The sequence below is a fragment of the Rhodospirillales bacterium genome (assembly GCA_016699855.1).
GTDB lineage: Bacteria > Pseudomonadota > Alphaproteobacteria > Reyranellales > Reyranellaceae.
Genome location: CP064988.1, coordinates 2,789,706 through 2,812,384 on the forward strand (window position 1 = coordinate 2,789,706; position 22,679 = coordinate 2,812,384).

At 69.7% G+C, this 22,679-nt stretch carries 20 protein-coding genes, 1 tRNA gene and 1 pseudogene; 10 read left to right on the forward strand and 12 right to left on the reverse strand.

Annotated elements, in window-relative coordinates; genetic code table 11:
* Positions 1-48 precede the first annotated feature (48 nt).
* Positions 49-1,047, forward strand: a complete 999-nt coding sequence (locus IPK81_13150) for a tripartite tricarboxylate transporter substrate binding protein (protein ID QQS10610.1) — start codon at positions 49-51, stop codon at positions 1,045-1,047.
* A 63-nt stretch (positions 1,048-1,110) separates the two neighbouring features.
* Here the strand turns inward: IPK81_13150 and IPK81_13155 are convergent.
* Positions 1,111-1,185 (reverse strand) — tRNA-Gly (locus tag IPK81_13155).
* Between the two features lie 187 nt (positions 1,186-1,372).
* On the opposite strand from IPK81_13155, the gene IPK81_13160 reads away from it, so the two are divergent.
* From IPK81_13160 to IPK81_13190, 7 genes are all read left to right on the forward strand, one after another.
* Positions 1,373-1,879: a prolyl-tRNA synthetase associated domain-containing protein gene (locus IPK81_13160; protein QQS15093.1), complete on the forward strand. Its 507-nt coding sequence runs from the start codon at positions 1,373-1,375 to the stop codon at positions 1,877-1,879.
* Positions 1,880-1,973: 94 nt separating this feature from the next.
* Positions 1,974-2,942 (forward strand): zinc ABC transporter substrate-binding protein, encoded by a 969-nt coding sequence (locus IPK81_13165; protein QQS10611.1) that lies wholly within the window; start codon positions 1,974-1,976, stop codon positions 2,940-2,942.
* A gap of 1 nt (position 2,943) precedes the next feature.
* Positions 2,944-4,164, forward strand: a complete 1,221-nt coding sequence (locus IPK81_13170; protein ID QQS10612.1) for a hypothetical protein — start codon at positions 2,944-2,946, stop codon at positions 4,162-4,164.
* Positions 4,165-4,288: 124 nt separating this feature from the next.
* Positions 4,289-5,209 (forward strand): thioredoxin, encoded by a 921-nt coding sequence (trxA, locus tag IPK81_13175; protein QQS10613.1) that lies wholly within the window; start codon positions 4,289-4,291, stop codon positions 5,207-5,209.
* Between the two features lie 78 nt (positions 5,210-5,287).
* Positions 5,288-5,998, forward strand: a complete 711-nt coding sequence (locus IPK81_13180; protein ID QQS10614.1) for an LON peptidase substrate-binding domain-containing protein — start codon at positions 5,288-5,290, stop codon at positions 5,996-5,998.
* A gap of 43 nt (positions 5,999-6,041) precedes the next feature.
* A complete protein-coding gene (locus tag IPK81_13185) occupies positions 6,042-6,251 on the forward strand; it encodes a Trm112 family protein (GenBank protein ID QQS10615.1) in 210 nt (69 codons plus the stop codon).
* A 28-nt stretch (positions 6,252-6,279) separates the two neighbouring features.
* Complete coding sequence (locus tag IPK81_13190; GenBank protein ID QQS10616.1) at positions 6,280-6,672, forward strand: DUF971 domain-containing protein; 393 nt, start codon at positions 6,280-6,282, stop codon at positions 6,670-6,672.
* A 149-nt stretch (positions 6,673-6,821) separates the two neighbouring features.
* Here IPK81_13190 and IPK81_13195 read toward each other — a convergent pair whose 3' ends face one another.
* Complete coding sequence (locus IPK81_13195) at positions 6,822-8,039, reverse strand: MFS transporter (protein QQS10617.1); 1,218 nt, start codon at positions 8,037-8,039, stop codon at positions 6,822-6,824.
* Positions 8,040-8,043: 4 nt separating this feature from the next.
* The gene (locus IPK81_13200) at positions 8,044-8,790 is read right to left on the reverse strand and encodes a TSUP family transporter (GenBank protein QQS10618.1); all 747 of its coding nucleotides are present in this window, start codon (positions 8,788-8,790) and stop codon (positions 8,044-8,046) included.
* Positions 8,791-8,944: 154 nt separating this feature from the next.
* Between IPK81_13200 and IPK81_13205 the strand changes: the two genes are divergently transcribed.
* Positions 8,945-9,748 (forward strand): alpha/beta hydrolase, encoded by an 804-nt coding sequence (locus tag IPK81_13205; GenBank protein QQS10619.1) that lies wholly within the window; start codon positions 8,945-8,947, stop codon positions 9,746-9,748.
* A 7-nt stretch (positions 9,749-9,755) separates the two neighbouring features.
* Here IPK81_13205 and IPK81_13210 read toward each other — a convergent pair whose 3' ends face one another.
* Complete coding sequence (locus IPK81_13210) at positions 9,756-10,751, reverse strand: hypothetical protein (protein ID QQS10620.1); 996 nt, start codon at positions 10,749-10,751, stop codon at positions 9,756-9,758.
* Positions 10,752-10,943: 192 nt separating this feature from the next.
* Here IPK81_13210 and acnA point away from each other — a divergent pair, with 192 nt between their 5' ends.
* Positions 10,944-13,634, forward strand: a complete 2,691-nt coding sequence (gene acnA, locus IPK81_13215) for an aconitate hydratase AcnA (protein QQS10621.1) — start codon at positions 10,944-10,946, stop codon at positions 13,632-13,634.
* A gap of 357 nt (positions 13,635-13,991) precedes the next feature.
* Here acnA and IPK81_13220 read toward each other — a convergent pair whose 3' ends face one another.
* From IPK81_13220 to IPK81_13255, 8 genes and pseudogenes are all read right to left on the reverse strand, one after another.
* Entirely contained in the window at positions 13,992-15,092 is a 1,101-nt protein-coding gene (locus tag IPK81_13220; GenBank protein ID QQS10622.1) for a response regulator, read from the reverse strand.
* Positions 15,093-15,101: 9 nt separating this feature from the next.
* Positions 15,102-15,494 carry a response regulator gene (locus tag IPK81_13225; GenBank protein ID QQS10623.1) on the reverse strand — a complete coding sequence of 131 codons (393 nt, stop codon included), beginning with the start codon at positions 15,492-15,494 and terminating at the stop codon, positions 15,102-15,104.
* Positions 15,491-16,117: a HAMP domain-containing histidine kinase gene (locus IPK81_13230; protein QQS15094.1), complete on the reverse strand. Its 627-nt coding sequence runs from the start codon at positions 16,115-16,117 to the stop codon at positions 15,491-15,493. The genes IPK81_13225 and IPK81_13230 overlap by 4 nt, the downstream gene beginning before the upstream one ends.
* Positions 16,118-16,390: 273 nt before the next feature.
* A pseudogene (locus tag IPK81_13235) lies at positions 16,391-17,017 on the reverse strand (GAF domain-containing protein).
* Positions 17,018-17,291: 274 nt separating this feature from the next.
* A complete protein-coding gene (locus IPK81_13240; protein ID QQS10624.1) occupies positions 17,292-19,724 on the reverse strand; it encodes a GAF domain-containing protein in 2,433 nt (810 codons plus the stop codon).
* 4 nt (positions 19,725-19,728) lie between these two features.
* Positions 19,729-21,186 carry a GAF domain-containing protein gene (locus IPK81_13245; protein QQS10625.1) on the reverse strand — a complete coding sequence of 486 codons (1,458 nt, stop codon included), beginning with the start codon at positions 21,184-21,186 and terminating at the stop codon, positions 19,729-19,731.
* A 238-nt stretch (positions 21,187-21,424) separates the two neighbouring features.
* The gene (locus IPK81_13250; protein QQS10626.1) at positions 21,425-21,676 is read right to left on the reverse strand and encodes a transposase; all 252 of its coding nucleotides are present in this window, start codon (positions 21,674-21,676) and stop codon (positions 21,425-21,427) included.
* 272 nt (positions 21,677-21,948) lie between these two features.
* Entirely contained in the window at positions 21,949-22,590 is a 642-nt protein-coding gene (locus IPK81_13255; protein QQS10627.1) for a glutathione S-transferase family protein, read from the reverse strand.
* Positions 22,591-22,679: the final 89 nt, after the last annotated feature.

Genomic DNA, 22,679 nt, shown 5'->3' on the forward strand with positions numbered 1-22,679 from the left:
CCCGCGGCGCGGGATGAACCCGCGCGCGATCCCATGGGATGACACGACATGACGCGCAAGATCGACCGCCGCTCCCTCATCCACGCAGCCGCCGCGCTCGGCGCCGCCGGCCCGCTCGCCGCGCCGTCGCTGGCGCGCGCGCAGGCGCCGTGGCCCGCCAAGCCGATCACGATCACCGTCAATTTCGCGCCCGGCGGCCTGACCGACGGCATCGCCCGCGTGTTCGGCGAGTACGTCGGCCGCAAGCTCGGCCAGCAGGTCATCATCGACAACAAGCCCGGCGCCAGCGGCAACATCGGCGCGGCGCTGGTCGCCAAGATGCCGGCCGACGGCTACGCCTTCCTGCACACCGTCTCCAGCACGCTGGTGCAGAACCGGGTGATGTTCGCCAATCTCGGCTTCAACCCCGACAAGGACTTCATCCCGGTGTCGGCCACCTCCTCGGGCGAGCTGCCGCTGGTGGTGCACAAGTCGGTGCCGGTGGCGAACGTCAAGGAGTTCGTCGAGTACGCGAAGAAGAACAAGGTCAGCTTCGGCTCCTGGGCCGCCGGCTCGAGCGCGCACGTCGTCTGCGCCAACCTCAACAAGCTCTACGGGCTGAACATGGAGATCGTGACCTACCGCGGCGAGGCGCCGATGTGGGTCGACATGGGCTCGGGCTCGCTGCAGGCCGCCATGGGCAGCTACCAGGCGCTGCGGCCGCTGCTGGTCAAGGGCGAGATCAAGCCGATCGGCTTCCCCAGCCCCCGCCGCAACGCCAAGATGCCCGAGGTGCCGACCTTCCACGAGCAGGGCTTCACCGACGACGCGTTCTCGCTCTACGGCTGGCTCGGCCTGTTCGCGCCGGCCGGCACGCCGATGGAGATCGTCAAGCGCGTCTCGGCGCTGTGGGTCGAGGCGGCGGACTCCGAGGGCGGCCGCAAGATGTACGAGACGTTCGGCCTGCACGAGAAGCCGCTGAACCACGAGGAGATGGCCAAGGATTTCGAGAAGCTGAAGGGCCGGATGATCCCGATCCTGACCGCGCTCGGCCTCAAGCCGGAGTGACGGCGGCGGCGGCGCGAAAACGCCGCCCCTCGGGGCGGCGCGCCGTACCTGTCGTGCGGAAATTGGAGCGGGCGAAGGGATTCGAACCCTCGACCCCAACCTTGGCAAGGTTGTGCTCTACCCCTGAGCTACGCCCGCGCTCCCTGTCCGCCGCCCCGCGAAACAACGGGAGCCGCCGACAGGGGGCGGGGAATAACGCCTTTCCCGGCGGTTTGCAAGCCGGTTGCCCGGCCGGGCCGGCGCCGTTAGGAAGCCGCCTCCCACCCTCCCGGCGGCGCCGATGAACGACCCGATCCAGACGCCCGAAGATCCCGACGGCGCCGACCTGCCGACCACGCCGGCCGACCTGCTGGCGCGCCTGGCGGCGCTGGGCATCACCGGCCCGACCGTGCGCCACGCCGCCGTGTTCACGGTCGAGCAGTCGATGGCGGTGCACGCCGACGTGCCGGCGCTGCGCGAGGGCACGCACATCAAGAACCTGTTCGTGCGCAACCGGCGCGAGGAGATGTGGCTGGTGGTCGCCGAGGCCCGTCGCCGGGTCGATCTCAAATGGCTGGGCGAGCGCACCGGCGCCGGCAAGCTGTCGTTCGGCAGCGCCGAGCGCCTGATGCGGACGCTCGGCGTGCGGCCGGGCTCGGTGACGCCGTTCGCGCTGGTCAACGACACCGCCCGCGCCGTGCGTCTGGCGGTCGACCGCGCGGTGCTGGAGGCGCCGGTGCTGTGGTGCCATCCGCTGGTCAACACCATGAACACCCGCCTGACCGGCGCCGAGCTGCGCCGTTTCTTCGACGCCACCGGCCACCAGCCGCTCGCCATCGATTTCGAGGCCTGAGCCGCCCGCCGCGCCGGCGGCGGGAAAAGCGCTTGACCAAAATGTTATCTTATAACATTACATCTGCCGGCCCTCGGGGCGGGAGATCATCCAGATGCGTCGCAGAAGTTTCGCTTTCGGTGTCGCCGCCACGGCGGCGGCGGTCGCCGTACCGGCATCGGCGCAGCAGCGTCTGAAGGTCGTCGCCTCGTTCTCGATCCTCGGCGACATGGTGCGCGAGATCGGCGGCGACCGCGTCGAGCTGACCACGCTGGTCGGCCCGGACCAGGACGCGCACACCTACCAGCCGACGCCGTCGGACGCGCGCGCGCTGGCGGCGGCCCGCGTGCTGGTGGTGAACGGGCTGGGCTTCGAGGGCTGGATCGACCGGTTGGCGCGCGCGGCGCCGTTCGCCGGAACGCGCGTCGTCGCCAGCGCCGGCGTCGCGACGATCGCCGGCGCGGCCGCCGGGCACGGCCACGGCCATGGGCACGCGCATGGCGGCGGCGAGGAATCCCTGTCGACGCGCAAGACGCAGGCCGCGCCCAAAGCGGCGCCCGACCCGCATTGCTGGCAGGACGTCGCCAATGGCGCGCGCTACGCCCGCAACATCGCGCAGGCGCTGGTCGCCGCCGACGCCGCGAACGCGGCGCACTACCGGCAGCGCGCCGACGCCTACGACCGCCGCCTGACGGAGCTCGACGCCTGGGTGCGGGCGCAGATCGGGACCGTGCCGGCGGCCAAGCGCAAGGTCATCACCGGCCACGACGCGTTCGGCTATTTCGCCCGCGCCTACGGCGTCGCTTTCCGCGCGCCGGTCGGCATCTCGACCGAGAACGAACCGTCGGCCCGCGATGTCGCCGCCCTGATCCGCCAGATCCGGTCGGAAGGCATCAAGGCGCTGTTCATCGAGAACATGAGCAATCCCAAGCTGGTCGAGCAGATCGCGCGCGACGCCGGCGGCGTGGTCGGACCGGCGTTGCACGTCGACGCGCTCTCGAAGCCCGGCGGGCCGGCCGACACCTACGAGCGGATGTTCCGCCACAACGTCCCGGCCCTCGTCGCCGGCATGCTGAGGAACTGACATGGCCGGATGGATCGGCACGGCGCGCCGCGGGGCGCGGGCGTTCGCGGCGGCGGCGCTCGCCGTGACGGCGTGGGCCGGCGGCGTCCGCGCCGAGAGCCCCAAGAGCTTCGACGGCCCCCTCATCAAGGGCGAGATCGACGTCGGGTTCCGGGTGTTCGGCCCGGTGGCGTCCGACTTCACGCCGAACCAGGCGGCGGCGATGAACTTCGACGTGTCGCACATCCATTTCGGCGCGTTCGCGACGTCCTGGCTGTCGCTCCAGGGCGTCATCAAGGGCGAGCCGGTGCGCGAGCTCAGGCCGCACCGCACCGAGGCGTTCCGCGGCTTCGGCGTGTTCACCGCCGAGTTGTACCTGAACGCCGATTTCGACGACGTGGCGTTCTTCGTCGGCAAGTTCATGCCGACGTTCGGCCAGCTGTTCGACCACCACAAGGCGTGGGGCCTGTTCGCCACCGACTTCACCGAGGACTACGAGACGCTCGACTACGTCGGCGCCGGCTTCGTCCTGCGCGGCGATTTCCGCGCCGCCGGCGCCGGCCGCCACGAGCTGACGGCCCAGGCGTTCTTCGCCGACACCACCATCCTCCACCGCTCGATCATCACCGCGCCCAGGGCCGGGGGCTCGACCGTCGAGCGCCAGAGCCGGCTGCGGAAATCGGATGGGGGCGTCGGCAACACCGGGAAGCTCGACAACTTCTCCGTGACGCTCGACAGCGGCGATTTCGACTTCCTGCCCGGCGTCGCGCTGCACTTCGGCTACCGCTTCCTGCACCGCAGCCCGGCCGGGGTCGCCGCCGGCGACGAGACGCGGAACGAGCACGGCTTCTCCGTGGCCGTCGACTACAATTTCTCGGTCGCCGACTTCCTGCTTCCCGGCACCACCCGGATCCAGACCGCGGCCGAGTGGGTCCGGTTCCGCAACGCGGAGGGCAACCGGGGCTCGAGGACCTATTGGGCGGGCAACGCGATTCTCGCCAACGGCCCCTGGACGTGGCACCTGACGGGAACCCTGCGCGACATCGAGGCGCCCGACACGGTCTCCTCGCGCGACCGGCTATTCGCGACGTCGGTGTTCTACCGTCTCGACCAGCGCTGGCAGGTCGGCGCCGGCTACAAGTACCAGCGGGTGCGGGACGACGACACCGGCAAGAACACGAACGACCACGTGCTGGGACTGAAGCTGCTCTGGAACTACGATTTCTCCGTCGCCTTGAAATAGGGCGGCGGTCCGGAGCCTGGGAGGGAGGCCGCGGCACCCTTGCCATCGGCGGGTCGGGAAGCCACATTCCGGCCACTAGGCCGGGCGGCGCGGGGCGCCGCTCTCCAGACCCGTCAGAGGAAATATGGACCAGGTCATTGGCGGCGGCGCGCCCGCGGGCGACGCCGATCTCGTGAAGGACACCGACCAGCGCGCCTTCGGCAAGGATGTCATCGAGGCCAGCCGCGAGCGCCCGATCATCGTCGATTTCTGGGCGCCGTGGTGCGGCCCGTGCAAGACGCTCGGCCCGGTCATCGAGAAGGTCGTGCGCGCGGCCAAGGGCGCGGTGCGTCTGGTCAAGATCAACATCGACGAGAACCAGATGCTGGCGCAGCAACTGCGCATCCAGTCGATTCCGGCGGTCTACGCGTTCTTCCAGGGCCGGCCGGTCGACGGCTTCGTCGGCGCCCAGCCCGAGGGCCAGATCAAGCAGTTCGTCGACCGGCTGGTGCAGGCCACCGGCGGCGCCGGCGCCGGCGCGGCCATCGCCGAGGCGCTGGAGGAGGCCAAGGCCGCGCTCGAGGCGGGCGACGCCACGACAGCGACGCAGATCTACGCCGAGGTCCTGCAGGAGGAGCCGGAGAACCCGCTCGCCATCGCGGGCATGGCGAAATGCTTCCTCGCCGCCGGCCAGACCGAGGAGGCCAAGGGCGTGCTGGCCAAGCTGCCGCCGGCGGTCGCCAACCACGCCGAGATCGCCGCCGTGCGCAGCGCGATCGACCTCGCAGAGCAGGCCACGAAGGCCGGCCCGACGGCCGAGCTCGAAGCGCGCATCGCGGCCGACCCCAAGGACCACCAGGCGCGGCTCGACCTCGCCATCGCCCTCTACGCGGCCGGCGACAAGGCGGGCGCCACCGACCAGCTGCTGACGTCGATCAAGCTCGACCGCAACTGGAACGAGGCCGCCGCGCGCATGCAGCTGCTGAAGTTCTTCGAGGCGATGGGCTTCGCCGATCCCGTCAGCGTCGACGGGCGCAAGCGCCTGTCGTCGATCCTGTTCTCCTGACCGGCCGGGCGCCGGAGCGACGGCCGGCATGCCGCGCGCGCCACGCCCCCACGCGACGTCGGCGCCGGGACGCGCGCCATGAGCGGGCGCGGTCAGCGGCGTAGCCCGTTCGAGCCGGCGTTCGAGCAGCTGCCGGAGACGATTCCGATCTTTCCGCTGGCCGGCGCGCTGCTGTTGCCCGGCGGCCGTCTGCCGCTCAACATCTTCGAGCCGCGCTACGTGTCCATGGTGCTCGATTCGCTCGCCGGCCACCGCCTTATCGGCATGGTGCAGCCGGCCCGGCCCGGCGGCTTCGCGGGAGACGGGCTGCCGACCGGCGACGGCCCGCCGCCGGTGCGGCCGATCGGCTGCGCTGGCCGCGTCGTGCAGTTCACCGAGACCGACGACGGCCGGCTGCTGATCACCCTGGCCGGGCTGATCCGGTTCGAGGTCGGCCAGGAGCTGCCCGCGCTGCCCGCCGGCTACCGCCGCGTCATGCCGCGCTTCGAGCGTTTCCGCGCCGATCTCGACGCCGACGATGCGGTCGTGGAGATCGACCGGCAGCGCCTGATGACGGCGCTGCAGGGCTTCTTCCGGGCGCACAAGCTGTCGACCGACTGGAAGGCGGTGCAGGACGCCGCCGACCGTAATCTCGTGACGTCGCTGAGCATGGTGCTGCCGTTCGGACCGGACGAGAAGCAGGCGCTGCTCGAGGCGGCCGACGGCGCCGCCCGCGCCAAGCTGCTGGTCGCCCTGCTCGAGATGGGCGCGCGCGGCGACGACGGCGCCGGGAGCGTTTCGCGGCATTGACCGCGTCGTGCTATAAGGCCCGCAAGCGACCGGAGCGCCGCCGATGACCCCTCCCGAAGGACCCGCCGCGAAGGCGGGCGTCGATCCCAAGCTGCTCGAGATCCTCGTGTGTCCCGTCACCCACGGACCGCTCGAGTTCGACGCCGTGCGCGGCGAGCTGATCAGCCGCAAGGCCGGCCTCGCCTATCCCGTGCGCGACGGCATTCCCATCATGCTGCCGGGCGAGGCGCGGCGCCTCGACGACCCCGCGTGAGCGCGCCAGACCGCGCCGGAGACCGGCCATGAGCGTCCAGGAAAGCGCGACCACGAACGCCCCGGCCGCCGTGTGGCCGCTGGAGGTGCGCCTGTTCCGCGAGGCCGGCGCGCTGGAGATCGATTTCGACGACGGCGCGACGTTCCGCCTGCCGGCCGAGTATCTGCGCGTCGAGAGCCCGTCGGCCGAGGTTCAGGGCCACGGACCGAGCCAGAAGAAGATCGTCGCCGGCCGCCGCCACGTGCGCATCGACGCGATCGAGCCGGTCGGCAACTACGCCATCCGCATCCGATTCGACGACAACCACGACACCGGCATCTTCAGCTGGACCTATCTCCGCGAACTGGGCGTCAACCAGAAGGAGAAATGGGACGCCTACCTCGCCGCGCTGCTCTACCGCGGCCTCAGCCGCGATCCGTGACGATCGCCGCGATTCGCTTCCTCCGGTCGAATCGAATGTATCTGTCATCCCGAGCGTAGCGAGGGATCCAGGGACGGCGCCTGGATCCCTCGCTGCGCTCGGGATGACAACGAAGTCGTCGCCTCGTCTCGAGCTAAGCCCGTCGCGCGCTACGCCGTCCGCCGGCGCAGGCCGGCCGCGATGGCGAAACCGAGGACGGGAATCGCCACGCCGGCGACGGCGAACACCGGCGCGGCGCCGAAGCGGTCGATGACCGGCGCCGCGAGCGCGACGCTGATGGACTGGCTCAGGAACAGCGCGCTGCCGAACACCGACACCGCGGCGCCGCGCGCCTCCGGCGCCATCTGCGTGCCGTGCGTCTGCAGCGTGTTGTGCATCATGTAGAAGCCCAGCCCGATCAGCGCGATGGCGGCGACCGCGACCGGCAGGGTCGGCGCCACGGCGAGGATCAGGAACGCCGCGCCGACAAGCGCGCCGCCGGCGCGCGCCAGCCCGGTCTCGCCCAGGACGCGGACCAGCCAGCCCGAGGCGGTGGCGTAGACGAGGCCGCCCAGCCCATAGATCGCCAGCGACAGCCCGACGACCGTGTAGTCGACGGCGAACCGCACCTTCAGCTCGTTGCCGACATAGGCGAAGGCGCCGAAGAACAGGAAGCCTTCGAGCGCCACGGCGCCGACCACGCGCCGCACCCACGGCCGCTTGAGCAGGCCGAACGTGTCGACATAGGCGCGCCACAGCGACCGCGTCGGGGTGGCCGGGACCGCGGCGCGGCGCCGCGTCGCGGGATCGAACGCCATGCGCGCCAGCATCGCGAGGCCCGCCAGCACGTGCAGCCCCGCCAGCACGGCGAACACCGCCCGCCAGCCCAGCCAGTCGCCGAGGATGCCGCCGGCGATCTGGCCGAAGATCAGGCCGCTGATCTGGCCGGCGATGAATCGCGCCAGCACGCGCTGGCGGCGGTCGTAGGGCACGACGTCGCCGACCCACGCCAGCGCCAGCGGGATCACGCCGCACGACACCGCCGCCGTCACGAAACGCGCGATGGTCAGCGTCGTCAGCGTCGGCGCCAGCGCGCAGGCCAGCGAGCCGGCGGCGGCCAGCATCGTCGTCGCGATGATCGTGCGGTACTTGCCCAGCCGGTCGCCCAGCGCGCCGTAGACGATCTGCAGCAGGCCGTAGGCGACGGTGAACGCCGTGATGATGATCGACGCCTGTCCGGCGGTGACCGCGAACTCGGCCGCGACCTGCGGCAGCAGCGGATCGGAGACGCGGATGCTGGCCGAGCTGGCGAAGCCGGCGCCGGCGAGGATCGCCAGCGACACGTAGGGGATGGTGGAGGGCGGCGTCTCGGCCGGCGGGGCGCTCATGCCGTCATCCCGCGTAAAGCAGCCAGAAGCCGCGCACCAGGAACGAGGCGCTGATCGCGAGGATGATGCGCCGGCTCCACATCCGGAACGCGGCCTCCGACATCCGCGTCAGGGTCGACGCCGCCCATGTCGTGCCGATCAGCGCCATGGCGATGGCGCCGGCGTAGATCCACAACGGCAGCAGTCCGGACCCGATGTCGACGAACGACCCGAAATAGACGATGCGGCAGACATGCGTCAGCACCTGCGTGACCGCCTTGGTGGCGACGATCTCGCGCCGGTCCAGCCCGCTGCGCTGGAAGAACAGGTCGAGCACGCTGCCGGCGCCGCCGGCCATGAGCTGCATCGCCATGATGAACGCGCCGCAGACCACGGGCATGAACGGCCGCGTGATGTCGGGCCGCCACGACGCCGGCAGCATCTCCGCGACGATCGGCAACAACCCGAGGCCGATATAGACCATGGCCTTGTCGGGCAGGAACGCCACCGCCTTGAGCAGCGCGAAGGTGGCCAGCGAGCCGATCGCGTAGCCGCCGATCAGCCGCCATACCACCCGCTTGCGCCACAGCACGGCGCGCCAGCCGTTGGCGCCGAGCTGGGTGACGCCGAACAGGATCATCGCCGGCGCCACGTCCATCAAAAGGAGCAGCACACCCAGCAGGATCAGGCCGCCGGCCATGCCGAAGACGCCCGACAGGAACGACGTGCCGACCACCAGCAGCGCCAGCGCGGCGAGGACCGGCGCCGACATCATGGCGCGCCGGCGCCACGCGGGGGCCCGGCCGGTCGCGGAAGGGCGCGGCGGAACATCGCTCCATCCTGTAGGGCGCCGGCGCCGGCGGATCAACGCGTCGCGGCGGATGGCGGCATTGTCGGGACGCCGGCCACCGGCTACATCGCCTCGTATGTCCGCCGCGCCTCCCGACGACGTCACGCTCGATCTCGGCGACCGCCGCCTGCGCGGCCGCTGGCTGGCGCGCGCCGGCCGCGACGACGGGCTGACGCGGCCGACGCTGGTGTTCCTGCACGAGGGTCTGGGTTGCGTCGAGATGTGGCGCGACTTCCCGGCGCGGCTGTGCGCGCGCGCCGGGTTCCCCGGTTTCGTCTACGACCGCACGGGCTACGGCCGTTCCAGCGCGTGGCCGTCGCCGCCGGGCCTCCGCTACATGCACATCGAGGCCGAGGACGTGCTGCCGCGGGCGCTGGCCGCCGCCGGGATCGACGACTACGTCCTGGTCGGCCACAGCGACGGCGGCACCATCGCCCTGATCCATGGTGGCGCCGACCCCGCGGGGTTGCGCGGCATCGTCACCCTGGCGGCCCATGTCGTGTGCGAGCCGGTCAGTGTGGCCGCGATCCGCGCCGCCCGTGCCGCGTTCGACGCCGGCGACCTGCGGGCGCGTCTCGCCAAGTACCACGACGACGTCGGCGCGACGTTCGGACTCTGGGCCGATGCGTGGCTCGATCCGGCTTTCGCCGACTACAGCGTCGAGGACCGGCTGCCGGGTATCGAGGTGCCGGTGCAGGCGATCCAGGGCGAGGACGACGAGTACGGCAGCGAGCTGCAGCTCGGACTGATCGCCGGCAAGGTGTCGGGCTATTGCGAGACGCGGCTGCTGCCGGATTGCGGCCACAGCCCGCATCTCCAGCAGCCCGAGCGCACGCTGGCCGAGATCGCGCGGTTCATCGCGCCGCTGGCGGCGGATTGACGCGCGCCTAGAGGCGCCGCAGCTCGGCCGTCGCCGCCCAGTTGACCAGCGAGCCGGCCGGACACCGCGCCTGCGCCAGCCGCATCTGTTCGCCGGCCCGCGCGCGATTGCCCTGGCGCAAGGTCTCCATGGCGATGAAGAACGAGGCGAGGCAGCGGCCGCCGGTGCGACGCGCGTCGGCGTCGGACTCGGCGGCCAGCTCGAGCTCGCCCAGGGTCATGCGGCCGGAGAGGTAGCGCGCGACCGGCGCCGGCCAGCGGGCGGGCTCGCCATGGGTCCGCAGATCGGCGGCGAGCTGGCCGCGCGCGTCGCGCCGCAGCTTGACGTTGTTGGCGTAGCGCCACAGCGCGAGATGGATCGGCGCGGTCGCCTGCGCGCCGGAGCGCAGGAGGTGGTCGAGGTCATCGAGCGCCGCGGCGTGGTTGCCGGCGCCGAAATGGGCCTGCGCGCGCAGCCGTCGCGCGGCATCGGAGCCGGGGGCGGTCTGGTCGAGATCGGGCAGGGCGCGCGCGTACTCGCCCTGCATCATGCGGATCTCGGCCCGGGCGCGGAGCAGGGCGGGGTAGCCGGGCTGAGCGCTCAGGGCGCGCTCGACCAGGTCGACCGCCGGCTGCGTGGCGCCGCTGCGCGCCATGTCCAGCGCGCGGGCCGCCAGCAGGTCGAATTTGAGCTGCGGGTCGGTGCGCAGCGCCTGCTGGTAGTCGCGGTCGGCCTGCGCCCGGTTGCCGGTCGCGGCGTTGAGGAAGCCGCGGAACAGCAGCAGCCAGGCGCGGTCCTTGGCCGGGAGGTCGCGCCGCGCCAGCTCGCGGTCGATGCCGGTGATCGAACCGACGGAGCCTTGGACGCCGGGCGGTGGCGCCAGCGAGGACGCGCCATCGCCGCCGCCGCGCCCGAAGTCGCGGGCCGCCGGATCCCAGTCGCGGTCGACCGGCACGCCGGTCTGGGCGGCCGCGCCGGCGCAGGTCGCGGCGAGCAATGCGCAAACGATGAGCAGACCACGCATGCGGCCCTCCGGTCCGGCGCCGCCCGCGGCGCCGGAGGAACGTCGTCACGGTAGCGCGCGCGATCCCGCCGGAAAACGCGGAAACGACGCGGTCGCACCGAATTGACGCATTGCCGCCGCGCGGCGCCCGTCCTATTTTCCGCCGCGCGGCGCGCCGGGTCGACGGGCGCCATCCGAATGGAGATCGCGGACATGGCCGGCGCCAATCTGAACAGCTTCAAAGCCCGCAAGACGCTCACGGTCGGCGGCCGGAAATACGTCTATTTCAGCCTCGCCGCGGTCGAGAAGGTGGTAGGCGACCTCGGCCGGCTGCCGTACTCGATGAAGGTCCTTCTGGAGAACCTGCTGCGCCACGAGGACGGCGCGACGGTCACCAAGGCCGACGTGTCGGCCTTCGCCGGCTGGCTGAAGAACCGCAAGTCGGACCACGAGGTCAACTTCCACCCCGGCCGCGTGCTGATGCAGGACTTCACCGGCGTGCCGGCGGTGGTCGATCTGGCGGCGATGCGCGACGGCATGAAGAAGCTCGGCGGCGACCCCAAGAAGATCAACCCGCTGGTGCCGGTCGATCTCGTGATCGACCATTCCGTGATCGTCGACAATTTCGGCAACGCCAAGGCCTACGGCGAGAACGTCAAGCTCGAGTACGAGCGCAACGGCGAGCGCTACAAGTTCCTGCGCTGGGGCCAGCAGTCGTTCGACAATTTCCGCGTCGTGCCGCCGGGCACCGGCATCTGCCACCAGGTCAATCTCGAGTACCTGTCGAAAGTCGTATGGACCACCAAGGTCGGCAAGGAGACCATCGCCTATCCCGACACGCTGGTCGGCACCGACAGCCACACCACGATGGTCAACGGCCTGGCGGTGTTGGGCTGGGGCGTCGGCGGCATCGAGGCCGAGGCCGCGATGCTGGGCCAGCCGCAGCCGATGGTGCTGCCCGAGGTCGTCGGCTTCCGTCTCACCGGCAGGATGAAGGAGGGATCGACCGCCACCGATCTCGTGCTGACCGTCACCCAGATGCTGCGCAAGAAGGGCGTGGTCGGCAAGTTCGTCGAGTTCTACGGCCCCGGCCTCGACGAGATGCCGCTGGCCGACCGCGCCACGATCGCCAACATGGCGCCGGAATACGGCGCGACCTGCGGCTTCTTCCCGATCGACGAGGAGACCATCCGCTTCCTCAAGACGACCGGGCGGAACGCGGAGGCCAAGCTCGCGGAGGCGTACGCCAAGAAGCAGGGCATGTGGCGCTCGAAGAAGTCGCCCGACCCCGTCTTCACCGACACGCTCGAGCTCGACATCGGCACGGTCGAGCCCAGCCTCGCCGGCCCCAAGCGGCCGCAGGACCGGGTGCCGCTGTCGCAGGCGGCCGAGGCCTTCAAGTCGAACATGGAGAAGGAGTTCGGCCGCAAGGACACGGGGCTCCGGTACAAGGCCGAGGGCGCCGGCTACGACGTCGGCGACGGCGACATCGTGATCGCCGCCATCACGTCCTGCACCAACACCTCGAACCCCTACGTCATGCTGGGCGCCGGCCTGGTGGCGCGCAACGCCGCCAAGCTCGGCCTCAAGGTCAAGCCGTGGGTCAAGACCTCGCTGGCGCCGGGCTCGCAGGTCGTGACCGAGTACCTCGAATCGGCCGGACTCCAGAAGGAGCTCAACAAGGTCGGCTTCAACCTGGTGGGCTACGGCTGCACCACCTGCATCGGCAACTCCGGACCGCTGCCCGACCCGGTGGCGAAGATCGTGGCCGACAAGGACCTCGTGGTCGGCGCCGTGCTGTCGGGCAACCGCAACTTCGAGGGCCGCGTCAATCCGCAGGTGCGCGCCAACTACCTCGCCTCGCCGATGCTGGTGGTCGCCTACGCGATCGCCGGCTCGATGAAGATCGACATCGTCAACGATCCGATCGGGACCGGGAAGAACGGCAAGCCGGTCTACCTGCGCGACATCTGGCCGAGCAACGCCGAGATCGCGAAGACGGTGGCCAAGCACGTCACCGCCAAGGCGTTCAAGAAGCGCTACGCCGACGTCTTCAAGGGCGACCGCTTCTGGCGCTCGATCAAGGTCAAGCCGACGATGACCTTCGACTGGGACGACAAGTCGACCTACGTGCAGAATCCGCCTTATTTCACGGGCATCGGCAAGGTTCCGGCGCCGCTCGGCGACGTCAAGGACGCCAAGATGCTGGGCCTGTTCGGCGACTCGATCACCACCGACCACATCTCGCCCGCCGGCTCGATCAAGAAGGACAGCCCGGCCGGCGCCTACCTGCTGGAGAACGGCGTCAAGCCCGCCGACTTCAACCAGTACGGCGCGCGCCGCGGCAACCACGAGGTGATGATGCGCGGCACCTTCGCCAACATCCGCCTCAAGAACGAGATGGTGCCCGGCGTCGAGGGCGGCGTGACGCGCTCGTACAAGTCGGACGAGCCGCAGCCGATCTACGACGTCGCCATGCAGTACAAGGCCGAGCTGATCCCCAGCGTCGTCGTCGCCGGCAAGGAGTACGGCACCGGCAGCTCGCGCGACTGGGCGGCCAAGGGCACCAACCTGCTCGGGGTGAAGGCCGTGCTGGCCGAGAGCTTCGAGCGCATCCACCGCTCGAACCTCGTCGGCATGGGCGTGCTGCCGCTGCAGTTCAAGGACGGCGACACGCGCCGCTCGCTGAACCTCACCGGCGGCGAGACCTTCGACATCGGCGGCGTGACGAACCTCTCGCCGCGCATGGAGATGCCGGTGATGGTCAAGTACCGCGACGGCGCGACGCGCACGCTCAAGGTCGTGTGCCGCATCGATACCGCCGAGGAGATCGAGTACTTCAAGAACGGCGGCGTGCTGCACTACGTGCTGCGCAACCTCGCCGGCGACAAGGCCGCCGCCTGAGCGCCCGGGCGACGGGCCGCCGCATCGACGGAATTCGCGCGGGGCGGCCTTCGGGCCGCCCCGCTTCGTTCGGGCGCACGCGCGCCTACAGGACGTGGTGCCCCGCCTGTAGGACCGGAAAATCGCGGTCGTTTTCGGACGCCGCGGCCGCCATGTACCCCGCCTATAGGCGGGGTACGCCGTCCCGCCCGGACGCCCATGCCGTCCCGCCGGGACCGCGGGCGCGCGTTGCGGGCGTGGTACGCCGTCATGACCCCGGGCGTGCGTGCGGCCACCCCTCACCAGGCTCTCGCCCGATGGGGAGGGGAGAAAACCGCCACGGCCAGACGCATAAAAAGAGACCGCGCACGCCAGCGATCAGGGGCGCGTCATGGTCCAGATGCGGATGGCGGCGCTTCGACCTCGCAGCTCGCGCTCACCACTGAATGTCAACGCCACCGGCAGAAGAGCGGGATCAGGCGCGTTCGTGCCGCCGATCTGCGTCACCACGGCGTCGGCCACGACGAGTGGCGTCTCGAGCTCGCGCGTCAGGCCTTGCAGGCGCGAGGCCACGTTCACCGTGTCGCCGATCACGGTGAAGGCCAGGGTGTGTTCGCTGCCGACGTCGCCCATCACGGCGGGCCCGTAGTTCAGGCCGATGCCGATGCCGAGCGGCGGCGCGCCTTGCCGGGCGCGCGAGGCGTTCCACGCGTCGAGTTCCTTCAGCATCAGGCCGGCGCACTTCAGGGCGTTGATCGCGTCGTGCGGGCTGGCCGCGGGCAAGCCGAACACCGCGAATATCTCGTCGCCGACGTACTTCTCGACCGTGCCGCCGCAGGCGAAGATCTGGTTCGCCATGCGCTCGTGGAAGTCGCGCAACACGCCGACGACCGCCTCGGGGGTCATGGCCTCGGCCATGCGCGTGAAGCCCACGATGTCGACGAACAGGACGGCGACCTGCTGGCGCCGCACCGGACCCAGCGGCGTGTCGCTTTCCGCCAGGAGGTCCACGACGTTGGGCGAAAAGTAACGCGACAGGTTGGCGCGGGCCCGCTCGGCCTCGGCGCGCTGACGATCCAGCCGGCGTATGTAGGCGATCGTTTCCAGAGTCTTGTCGATCGTGGTCTCGAGATCGTCGAGGTCGACCGGCTTGGTGACGAAGTCGAACGCGCCGCGATTCATCGCCGTGCGGATGTTGGCCATGTCGCCGTATGCCGAGACGATCACGGCGCGGGCGGGGGAACGGCGGGCCCGCAACTCGTTGAGCAAGGTGAGTCCGTCCATGACCGGCATGTTGATGTCGAGCAGCAGCAGGCCGATATCCGGCTCCTCGGCCAGCACCGCCAGCGCCTCCTCGCCGTTGCGCGCGAACCGGAAGCTGAGGTCGCCCTTGCGGATGCGTTGGCGGAAGCGTTGCTTGATCAGCAACTCGAAATCGGGTTCGTCGTCGACGGCGAGTATCTTTGCCGGCGCGTCCATGGCGGATTCCTATCGGGCCGGAGGATGCTGCAACCGTTGCAGTTGCTGCCTGAGCGCTTCGAAGTCGACCGGCTTGGTGACGAACTCCGTGGCGCCGAACTCGGCCGCCCTGCGACGCCGCTCGTCGTCGCCGTAGGCCGTCACCATGAACACCGGCAGGTCGGCGTGCCGCACCTTGACTTCGCGCAGCAGCCCCAGCCCGTCCATGCCCGGCATGTTGATGTCGCTCAGGATCACGAAGAGTTCCGGCGCGATGCCGTCCCCGAGCCTGTTCAGCGCGTCCTCGGCCGACTGGGCGAAATGGATCACGTACTCGCCCTGCCGCACCTCGCGGCGGAACTGCTGGCGAAACAGATCGGCGACGTCGGCCTCGTCGTCGACCACGAGGATGCTCACGCTCATAAACGCTCTCCTGGCGATGCGGCGCGGCGCCGGCGCGGCAGGCGTATCGTGAACTCGGTGAACGAATTCGGCTCGCTCTCGACCTCGATCGAGCCGGCGTGCTGTTGCGTGACGATGTCGTAGCTGATCGACAGTCCAAGCCCGGTCCCTTCTCCCGTCGGCTTGGTGGTGAAGAACGGCTGGAAGAGCTTGTCCCGCGCGTCGGGCGGGATCCCGATGCCGTTGTCGCGCACCCTCACTTCCACCGCGTCGCCAAGGTCGCGCGTGCCGACCCTCAGCGTCGGGCGGAAGCCGGCTTCCCTGGCGGCCAGCCGGCGCTTGTTGGCGGCATAGAAGCCGTTGCCGAAGAGATTCAGGAACACGCGCGTGATATCCTGCGGCACGACATCGATCGGGTCGCCCGACGGGCCGTAGTCGCGCTCCAGGGTGATGTTGAACTCCTTGTCCTGCGCGCGCGCGCCATGATAGGCGAGGTTCAACGCCTCCTCGACGAGGGCGTTGATATCGGAAGGCGTCTGGTCGCCTTTGCCGCTCCGGCTATGCGACAGCATGCTCCTCACGATGCCGTCGGCGCGCTTGCCGTGCTCGGCGATCTTGCCGAGGTTGCCGGTCAGCAGGTCCATGGTTTCGTCGAGCTCGGCCCGTCTGTCCTGGTCGAGCCGCTCGATCGCGGGATGCGCGATCTCCTTGAGCTCGCCGAGGAGATCGATCGAGAGCGTCGCGAAGTTGTTGACGAAGTTCAGCGGATTCTTGATCTCGTGCGCGATGCCCGCGGTGAGCTGGCCGAGCGAGGCCATCTTTTCCGCTTGGATCAAGTTCGCCTGGGCTATTTTCAGGTCGCCCAGGCTGGTTTCGGCGGCGTCGCGGGCGGCGCGGATCTCATCGATCAGCCGCGCGTTCGCCATCGCGATCACGGCTTGGGCGGCGAAGTTCTGCAACAATGCGATCTGTTTGTCCGTGAAGGGGCGGATTTCCGTCCGGAACACCGAGATGAAGCCGACCACCGTGTCGTCCTTCAACAGCGGAACGTTCAGGATGGTGCGCGCGCCACCTAGATCCACCATGGCCCGGTCGTGCGGGTCGCCGACGCGATAAGCGTCGGTTTCGGCGATATCGAGCGTTTGCACGGGCTGGCGGGTTTCCATCATGACGCCGATCCGCCGGCTGGCGGCCGCGATTGGGGGGTGCTGCGCCCGGAATTCGGCCAGGGCCTGCGGCACCCCCCGAGTCGCGGCCGTGCGGAAGGCCGTTCCGTCATAGGTGAACAGCCCTCCGCACGCCGCACCGCTCAGCCGCATCGCCTTCTCCAGCATCGCCTCGAATACCGGTTTCAGATCGCCGGGATTGGCATTGATGACCTGCAGCACCTCCGCCGTCGCCGTCTGCTGGTCCAGGGCCTCGCGCTGCTCGGTGACCAGCCGCGCGTTCTCGATGGCGATCACCGCCTGGGCGGCGAAGTTTTGCAGCAGCGCGATCTGCCGGTCGCCGAACGGGCCCGGCTGCTCGCGCAGCAGCATGATCATACCCGCGACCTCGCTACCCCGAAGAAGCGGCGCGATCAGGCTGGCGCGCGCGCCGCCCAGCTCGACCAGCGCCACGCGATCCGGGTCGCCGCGCCGGTACGCCTCGGTGTCGATGAGATCGGGGATATGGACCAACGGCTCGCCGGCCACGATGCGCGCCGGGCCGGTCCCCGGCCCGTACGACACCGAGCGATTCCGGTAATAGTCGACATAGGCATCAGGCATGCCCCGCGCTGCGACCTGGCGGAAGTCCCGTCCGTCGTAGGTGCGCAACTCACCGACCGTCGCGCCGCAGAGCTGCATCGCCTTGTTCAGCATCGCATCGAACACCGGGCCAAGCTCGCCAGGATTGGCGTTGATGGCGGCGAGCACCTCGGCCGTGGCGGTCTGCTGCTCCAAAGACTCGCGCAGTTCCTCGTTGCGCGCGTCCAGCTCGGTGAACAGCCGGACGTTCTCGATGGCGATCACCGCCTGGGCGGCGAAGGTCTCGAGCAGCGATCTGGCGCGGGGTAAAGGGGCCGGGATTCGACCTGCGTAGACCGATGCTGCCGATCGCGACGCCTTCGCGCATCATCGGCGTCGTGATGAACGCGCGGAAGTTCTGCTCGCTGCCTAGGGCGCGCGAGATAGCGAATTCATGCTGATCTGGCGCCATCACATCGGGCACATGGATGGTACGCCGCTCGACGATGGCCCTGACGGTACCCCGCCCTCGTGGGTCGAGCCAGGCGCGCGCACCGATGACGGCGCCAAGCGGCCCGTCGTGGGCGGCGGTCACCGATTCATCGCCATCGCGCAGGGCGATCATGGCGTCCGTCGCGCCGCAGAAGCGGCGAGCCGCCGTAACGAGGGCCGTCAATACGGGACCGATATCGGTCGGCGACTGCGAGATCACGCGCAGAATCTCCGCCGTCGCCGTCTGCTGCTCCAGCGCCTCGCGCAGCCCGGTGAACAGCCGCACATTCTCGATGGCGATCACCGCCTGGGCGGCGAAGGTTTCAAGAAGCGCGATCTGCTGCGGCGTGAACGGACCGGCATCGACCTTGCGCAAGAGTACAGAGCCTATAGCCGTACCGTCCCTCAGCATCGGCGCAGCAATTGCCGCGCGGAACCCATGCGACCGGGCCAACGCGATTGTCTGACCATATTCCTCGGGATCGAGAATTGATACGTCGGGAATGTGGACTGTCTTGCCATCGATTGTCGCGCGCCCTGAACTGGAACTGCGATCGAGCGGACGGCGGTCGCCTACGCCGCTAAAGCTCAATGGGCCCTCGTGGGCGGCCGCGACTAGGTTGTCTCCGTCGCGCAGAATAATCATTGTATCGGTCGCGCCGCAGAAGCGGACGGCCGCCTTGACGACAGCGTCGAGCACCGGCTGCACATCGGTCGGCGACTGCGAGATCACGCGCAGAATCTCCGCCGTCGCCGTCTGCTGCTCCAGCGCCTCGCGCAGTTCGGTGTTACGTGCGTCCAGCTCGGTGAACAGCCGCACGTTCTCGATGGCGATGACGGCCTGCGCGGCGAAGGATTCGAGCAGCGCGATCTGACGCGGCGTGAAGGGTCCAGGCTCGCGCCTTCGCAGGCCGATCGCGCCGATCGCCACGCCCTCGCGCAGCATCGGCGCGACCAACACCGCGCGCGTGCCGTTCTGCGCGGAGAGTGCCCGTCCAACCGCGAACTCGACCGGATCGAGCTTCTCGACGTCGGGAACGTGCATCGTGCGGGCGTCGATGATCGCCCGGCCCACGATGGATTCGCGCGAAAGGGAGATGCGTTCGCCCGTCACTGTCTGGATGGGTCCGATGTGCGCCGCGTCGACCCAGCTATCGCCGTCGCGGAGCGCGATGGCGACGCCGTCGGCTTCGCAGAGGCGCGCGGCTGCAGCGACGACGGCGTCGAGCACCGGTTGCACGTCGGTCGGCGATTGCGAGATGATCCGCAGGATGTCCGCGGTCGCGGTCTGCTGCTCCAGCGCCTCGCGCGTCTCGGTGATCAGCCGCGCGTTCTCCATGGCGATCACCGCCTGATCGGCGAACGAGCGGACCAACGTGACTTCAGCCTCACTGAAGGCGCGAACCTCGGTGCGATAGATCTGGACGCCGCCCAACAGCCGGCCATCCTTGCGCAGGGCCACGGTCAGCAGCGTCCGCGCGCCGGCCTCATCCGCCATGATGACGCGCGAGCGCGCACCGGCTCGATACACTTCGTCGTCCGTGATGTCGGCAAGGTGAGCGACATCGTCACCCAGGATCAATCGATGCAGGAGGGTTCCGGCTTCTGGCACGTGACCGCCTCGCCCGATGTCCAGGACCGGTTGCGGAATATTCCGCCAAGCCACCTGCCAGAACTTTTCGCCATCGAATCGTATCAGGGAGCCAAGGCTGGATCGCGACAGGGACAGCGCCTTGTCCAGGATCATGGAGAATACGTGTGTCAGATCGCCCGGCGAGGCATTGATCACCGCCAGCACCTCGGCCATCGCGGTCTGCCGCTCCAGCGCCTCCCGCTGCTCCCTCAGCAACCGCGCGTTCTCGATCGCGATCACCGCCTGGTCGGCGAAGCTCTCCAGCAAGGCGACCTCGCTGGCGACGTTCGACCTGGGCTCGGCCCAATTCGCGCTGATATAGCCGAGGAATGCGCCTTCCCGGCGCAGGGGCACCAGGACGAAGGATCGAATGCCCTCACGGTCCCTCAGCGCCGTCACGCTTTCAGTCCGCGGTGCGTCCGCGGGCGTCGAGATCCGCGACGTGAACGAACCGTTCACCGCGGACCAGACGACGGTGCAGATCGCTGATGCGCCGCGGCTCGGCCACCATCGCCGAGGTCTCGCTTGACATCCCGCGGAACGCCGCCCGACGGAGCCGCGCGCCGTCATACAGGGAGAGATTGCCGATGGCGCTGCCACACAGCCGGTGCGCCTTCTCCAGGATCGCATCGAACACCGGCGCCAGCTCGCCCGGGTTGGCGTTGATCGCCGCCAACACCTCGGCCATCGCGGTCTGGCGGGCCAGCGACTCGCGCAGCTCGGTGAACAGGCGCACGTTCTCGATGGCGATGACGGCCTGGGCGGCGAAGGTCTGCAGCAGCCCTATCTCGCGCTCGACGAAGGCGCCGGGCACCTTGCGGCTCACCGTGATGATGCCGATAGGCGCGCCGTCGCTCAGCATCGGTACGGCGATGTTGGCCCGCCAGCCGCGCGCGCGGGCCACCTCGCGAACACTTTCGGGAACGCCGGCAGCCTCGACATCGGCGATCTGCAGGATGACGCGTTTGAGAATGGCATCGCCCGGATAGGCCAGATCCTCGGGGCGTGGCTCGCCGAGCGCCGCGTGCACGGAGGCCACGTCGGTTCCGGGCACGCCGCCATGGCTGGCGATGATGCGCATTCGCTCGCCGTCGTACCGCCAGACGAGGACGCTCCAGCCGTTGAGCAGTCGAAATGCGCTCTGGGCGATGGCTTCGAATACCGGCTGGGCGTCGGTCGGCGAACTCGAGATGGCCTCGAGAATCCCGGCCGTGGCCGTCTGCTGGTCCAGCGCCTCGCGCAGCTCGGTGATCACGCCGGCGTTGGCGACGGCGACTCCGGCCTGCGAGGCGAGGGTCTCCAGCATCGCGATCTGCCGCGCCGTGAAGGCGCCGACCTCGCGACGGCGCAGCAGCAGGTAGCCGATGACTTCGCCGGCGCGCCTGATCGGAGCCGCGACCAGCGCGCGGACACCGCGCTGTCGCGCGACCGCGATCACCGCCGCGAAATCGACCGGGTCCAGCGCTTCGGTATCCGGGGCGTGGATGGTTCGCCCATCGCGGTAGATGTGCAGACTCAGGTGGCTGCCCTCGATCTGCTGCCGGGTGCCGAGCCCGGACGGCAGCGGGCCCTCGTGTGCGGCGCCGAACGACTCGGTTCCCTCTCGCAGGAACAGGGTCGCGTCATCCGCGCCGCAATGGCGCACGGCCGCCCCGACGACGGCGTCGAGCACGGGCTGGAGGCCTGAGGTCGAGCGCGCGATGATGTCGATGATCTCGACGGTCGCGGCGTGCTGCCGGGTCAGCTCGTCGAGCTCGCGCGTGCGATCGGCGAGGCGCACGTCGAGCGATACGCCGGCCGACTCGTCCGTGGCCGCGCCAGCGGTGCGCGTCGGAACCGGTGTGCCAAGCGTTCCGGTCATTGCGGTTGGTCTCCCCCCCCGACGACTCTATCCGACATTCCGCAGATGAACCCGTGGAACGGAGGGCAAGTTAGCATTCAACCGCGATCCAAGGAAAACAACGGCAGCCGGCACGGTTTCCACTGCCGCTTCCGTGGTGGCCACCGTCCAGAACGGGCTTTGATCCATCGATCTGGCCTGGTCCCTCGTCATTCGGACGCCCTCCTCCCGTGGTGACGACGCATCGCCCCGTTCGGTCCTACGCCGGGGCCGGCCGTCGTCGCAGTCCGTCGATCAGCCGCGGGATTTGTTCGGACAGTTCTCCGGGCACCACGACCTCGGCCATCTGGAACACGGCGTAGCGGGCGTGGCGCACGACCTTGGCCCCGATCTTCACCAGCTTCTCCCGCGGGCTGGTCAGCGACCACTGCGCGACCGCCTCGGGCGGGGCCAGCGTCCGCATGAGGTTGGCGATGTCGCAGGCCGGCGCGTGCGACCGCAGGGAGGCCATCGAAGCGCGCGGCGCGCCGCCGCTCCCTCTGCCGGCCTACAGCCCCGATCCCGATCCCATCGAGAACGCCTTCGCCACGCTCAAGGCCCATGTCCGCGAGCTCGCCGCGCGCACCATCGACGCCCTCGAGGCCGCCGCCGCCGCCGCGCTGCGAACCTCCAAGCCGGCCGAGTGCGCCAACTTCTTCGCGCACGCCGGCTATCACGGCTGCGATCAATGGGAATCTGCTCTAGGTGAGGGGGCTCCGCGCCGCGCCTGTACGGGCCCGCCGACTACGACAACATCGGCGCCATGTCCGGATCGCCCTTGGCCATGGCGCGCCGGTAGGCCGGCCGCGCGCCGATCCGCTGGAGGTAGGCGAGGATGGCGGGGTAGGGCTTCAGATCGTAGGGATAGAAGAGCCGCATGGTCGTCAGCGTGAAGACGATCATGACGTCGGCGGTGGTGAACGCCGCGCCGGCCAGATAGGCGTTCGACGCCAGACGCTCCTCGAGGTAGCCGAGCGCCAGCGCCAGCCTGCCCTTCATCGCCGCCAGCACCGCGTTGTCCGCCGGCAGGTCGAGCCGGTTCAGGATCATGTTGCGTCCGGTCGCGGGCTGCAGCGTGCCGTTGGCGAAATGCGACCAGTAGAGGAATTGCGCGAAATCCGGGTGGTCGGGCTTGAGCGTCAGGCGCCCGCCGCCGTGCCGCGCCACGATGTAGTCGACGATCGCGCCGGACTCGGCGATGCGGACGTCGCCGTCGTCGATCACCGGCGCCGCGCCGATCGGATGCAGCGCCTTGAACTCGGGCGGCGCTAGACGCGTGACCTTGTCGCGGTCGTATATTTTCAGCTCGTAGGGAACGCCCAGCTCCTCGCAGAGCCACACGATCCGCTCGCTCTGCGACTTTCCGAGATGGTGCACCACCAGCATGACCGGTTCCTCCCCCAGGCAGGGCGGCACATTGGGGATTGACGCTTTTCCCCGCAACCGTGCGTCCACCAGGAATTGTCAACGTCTCC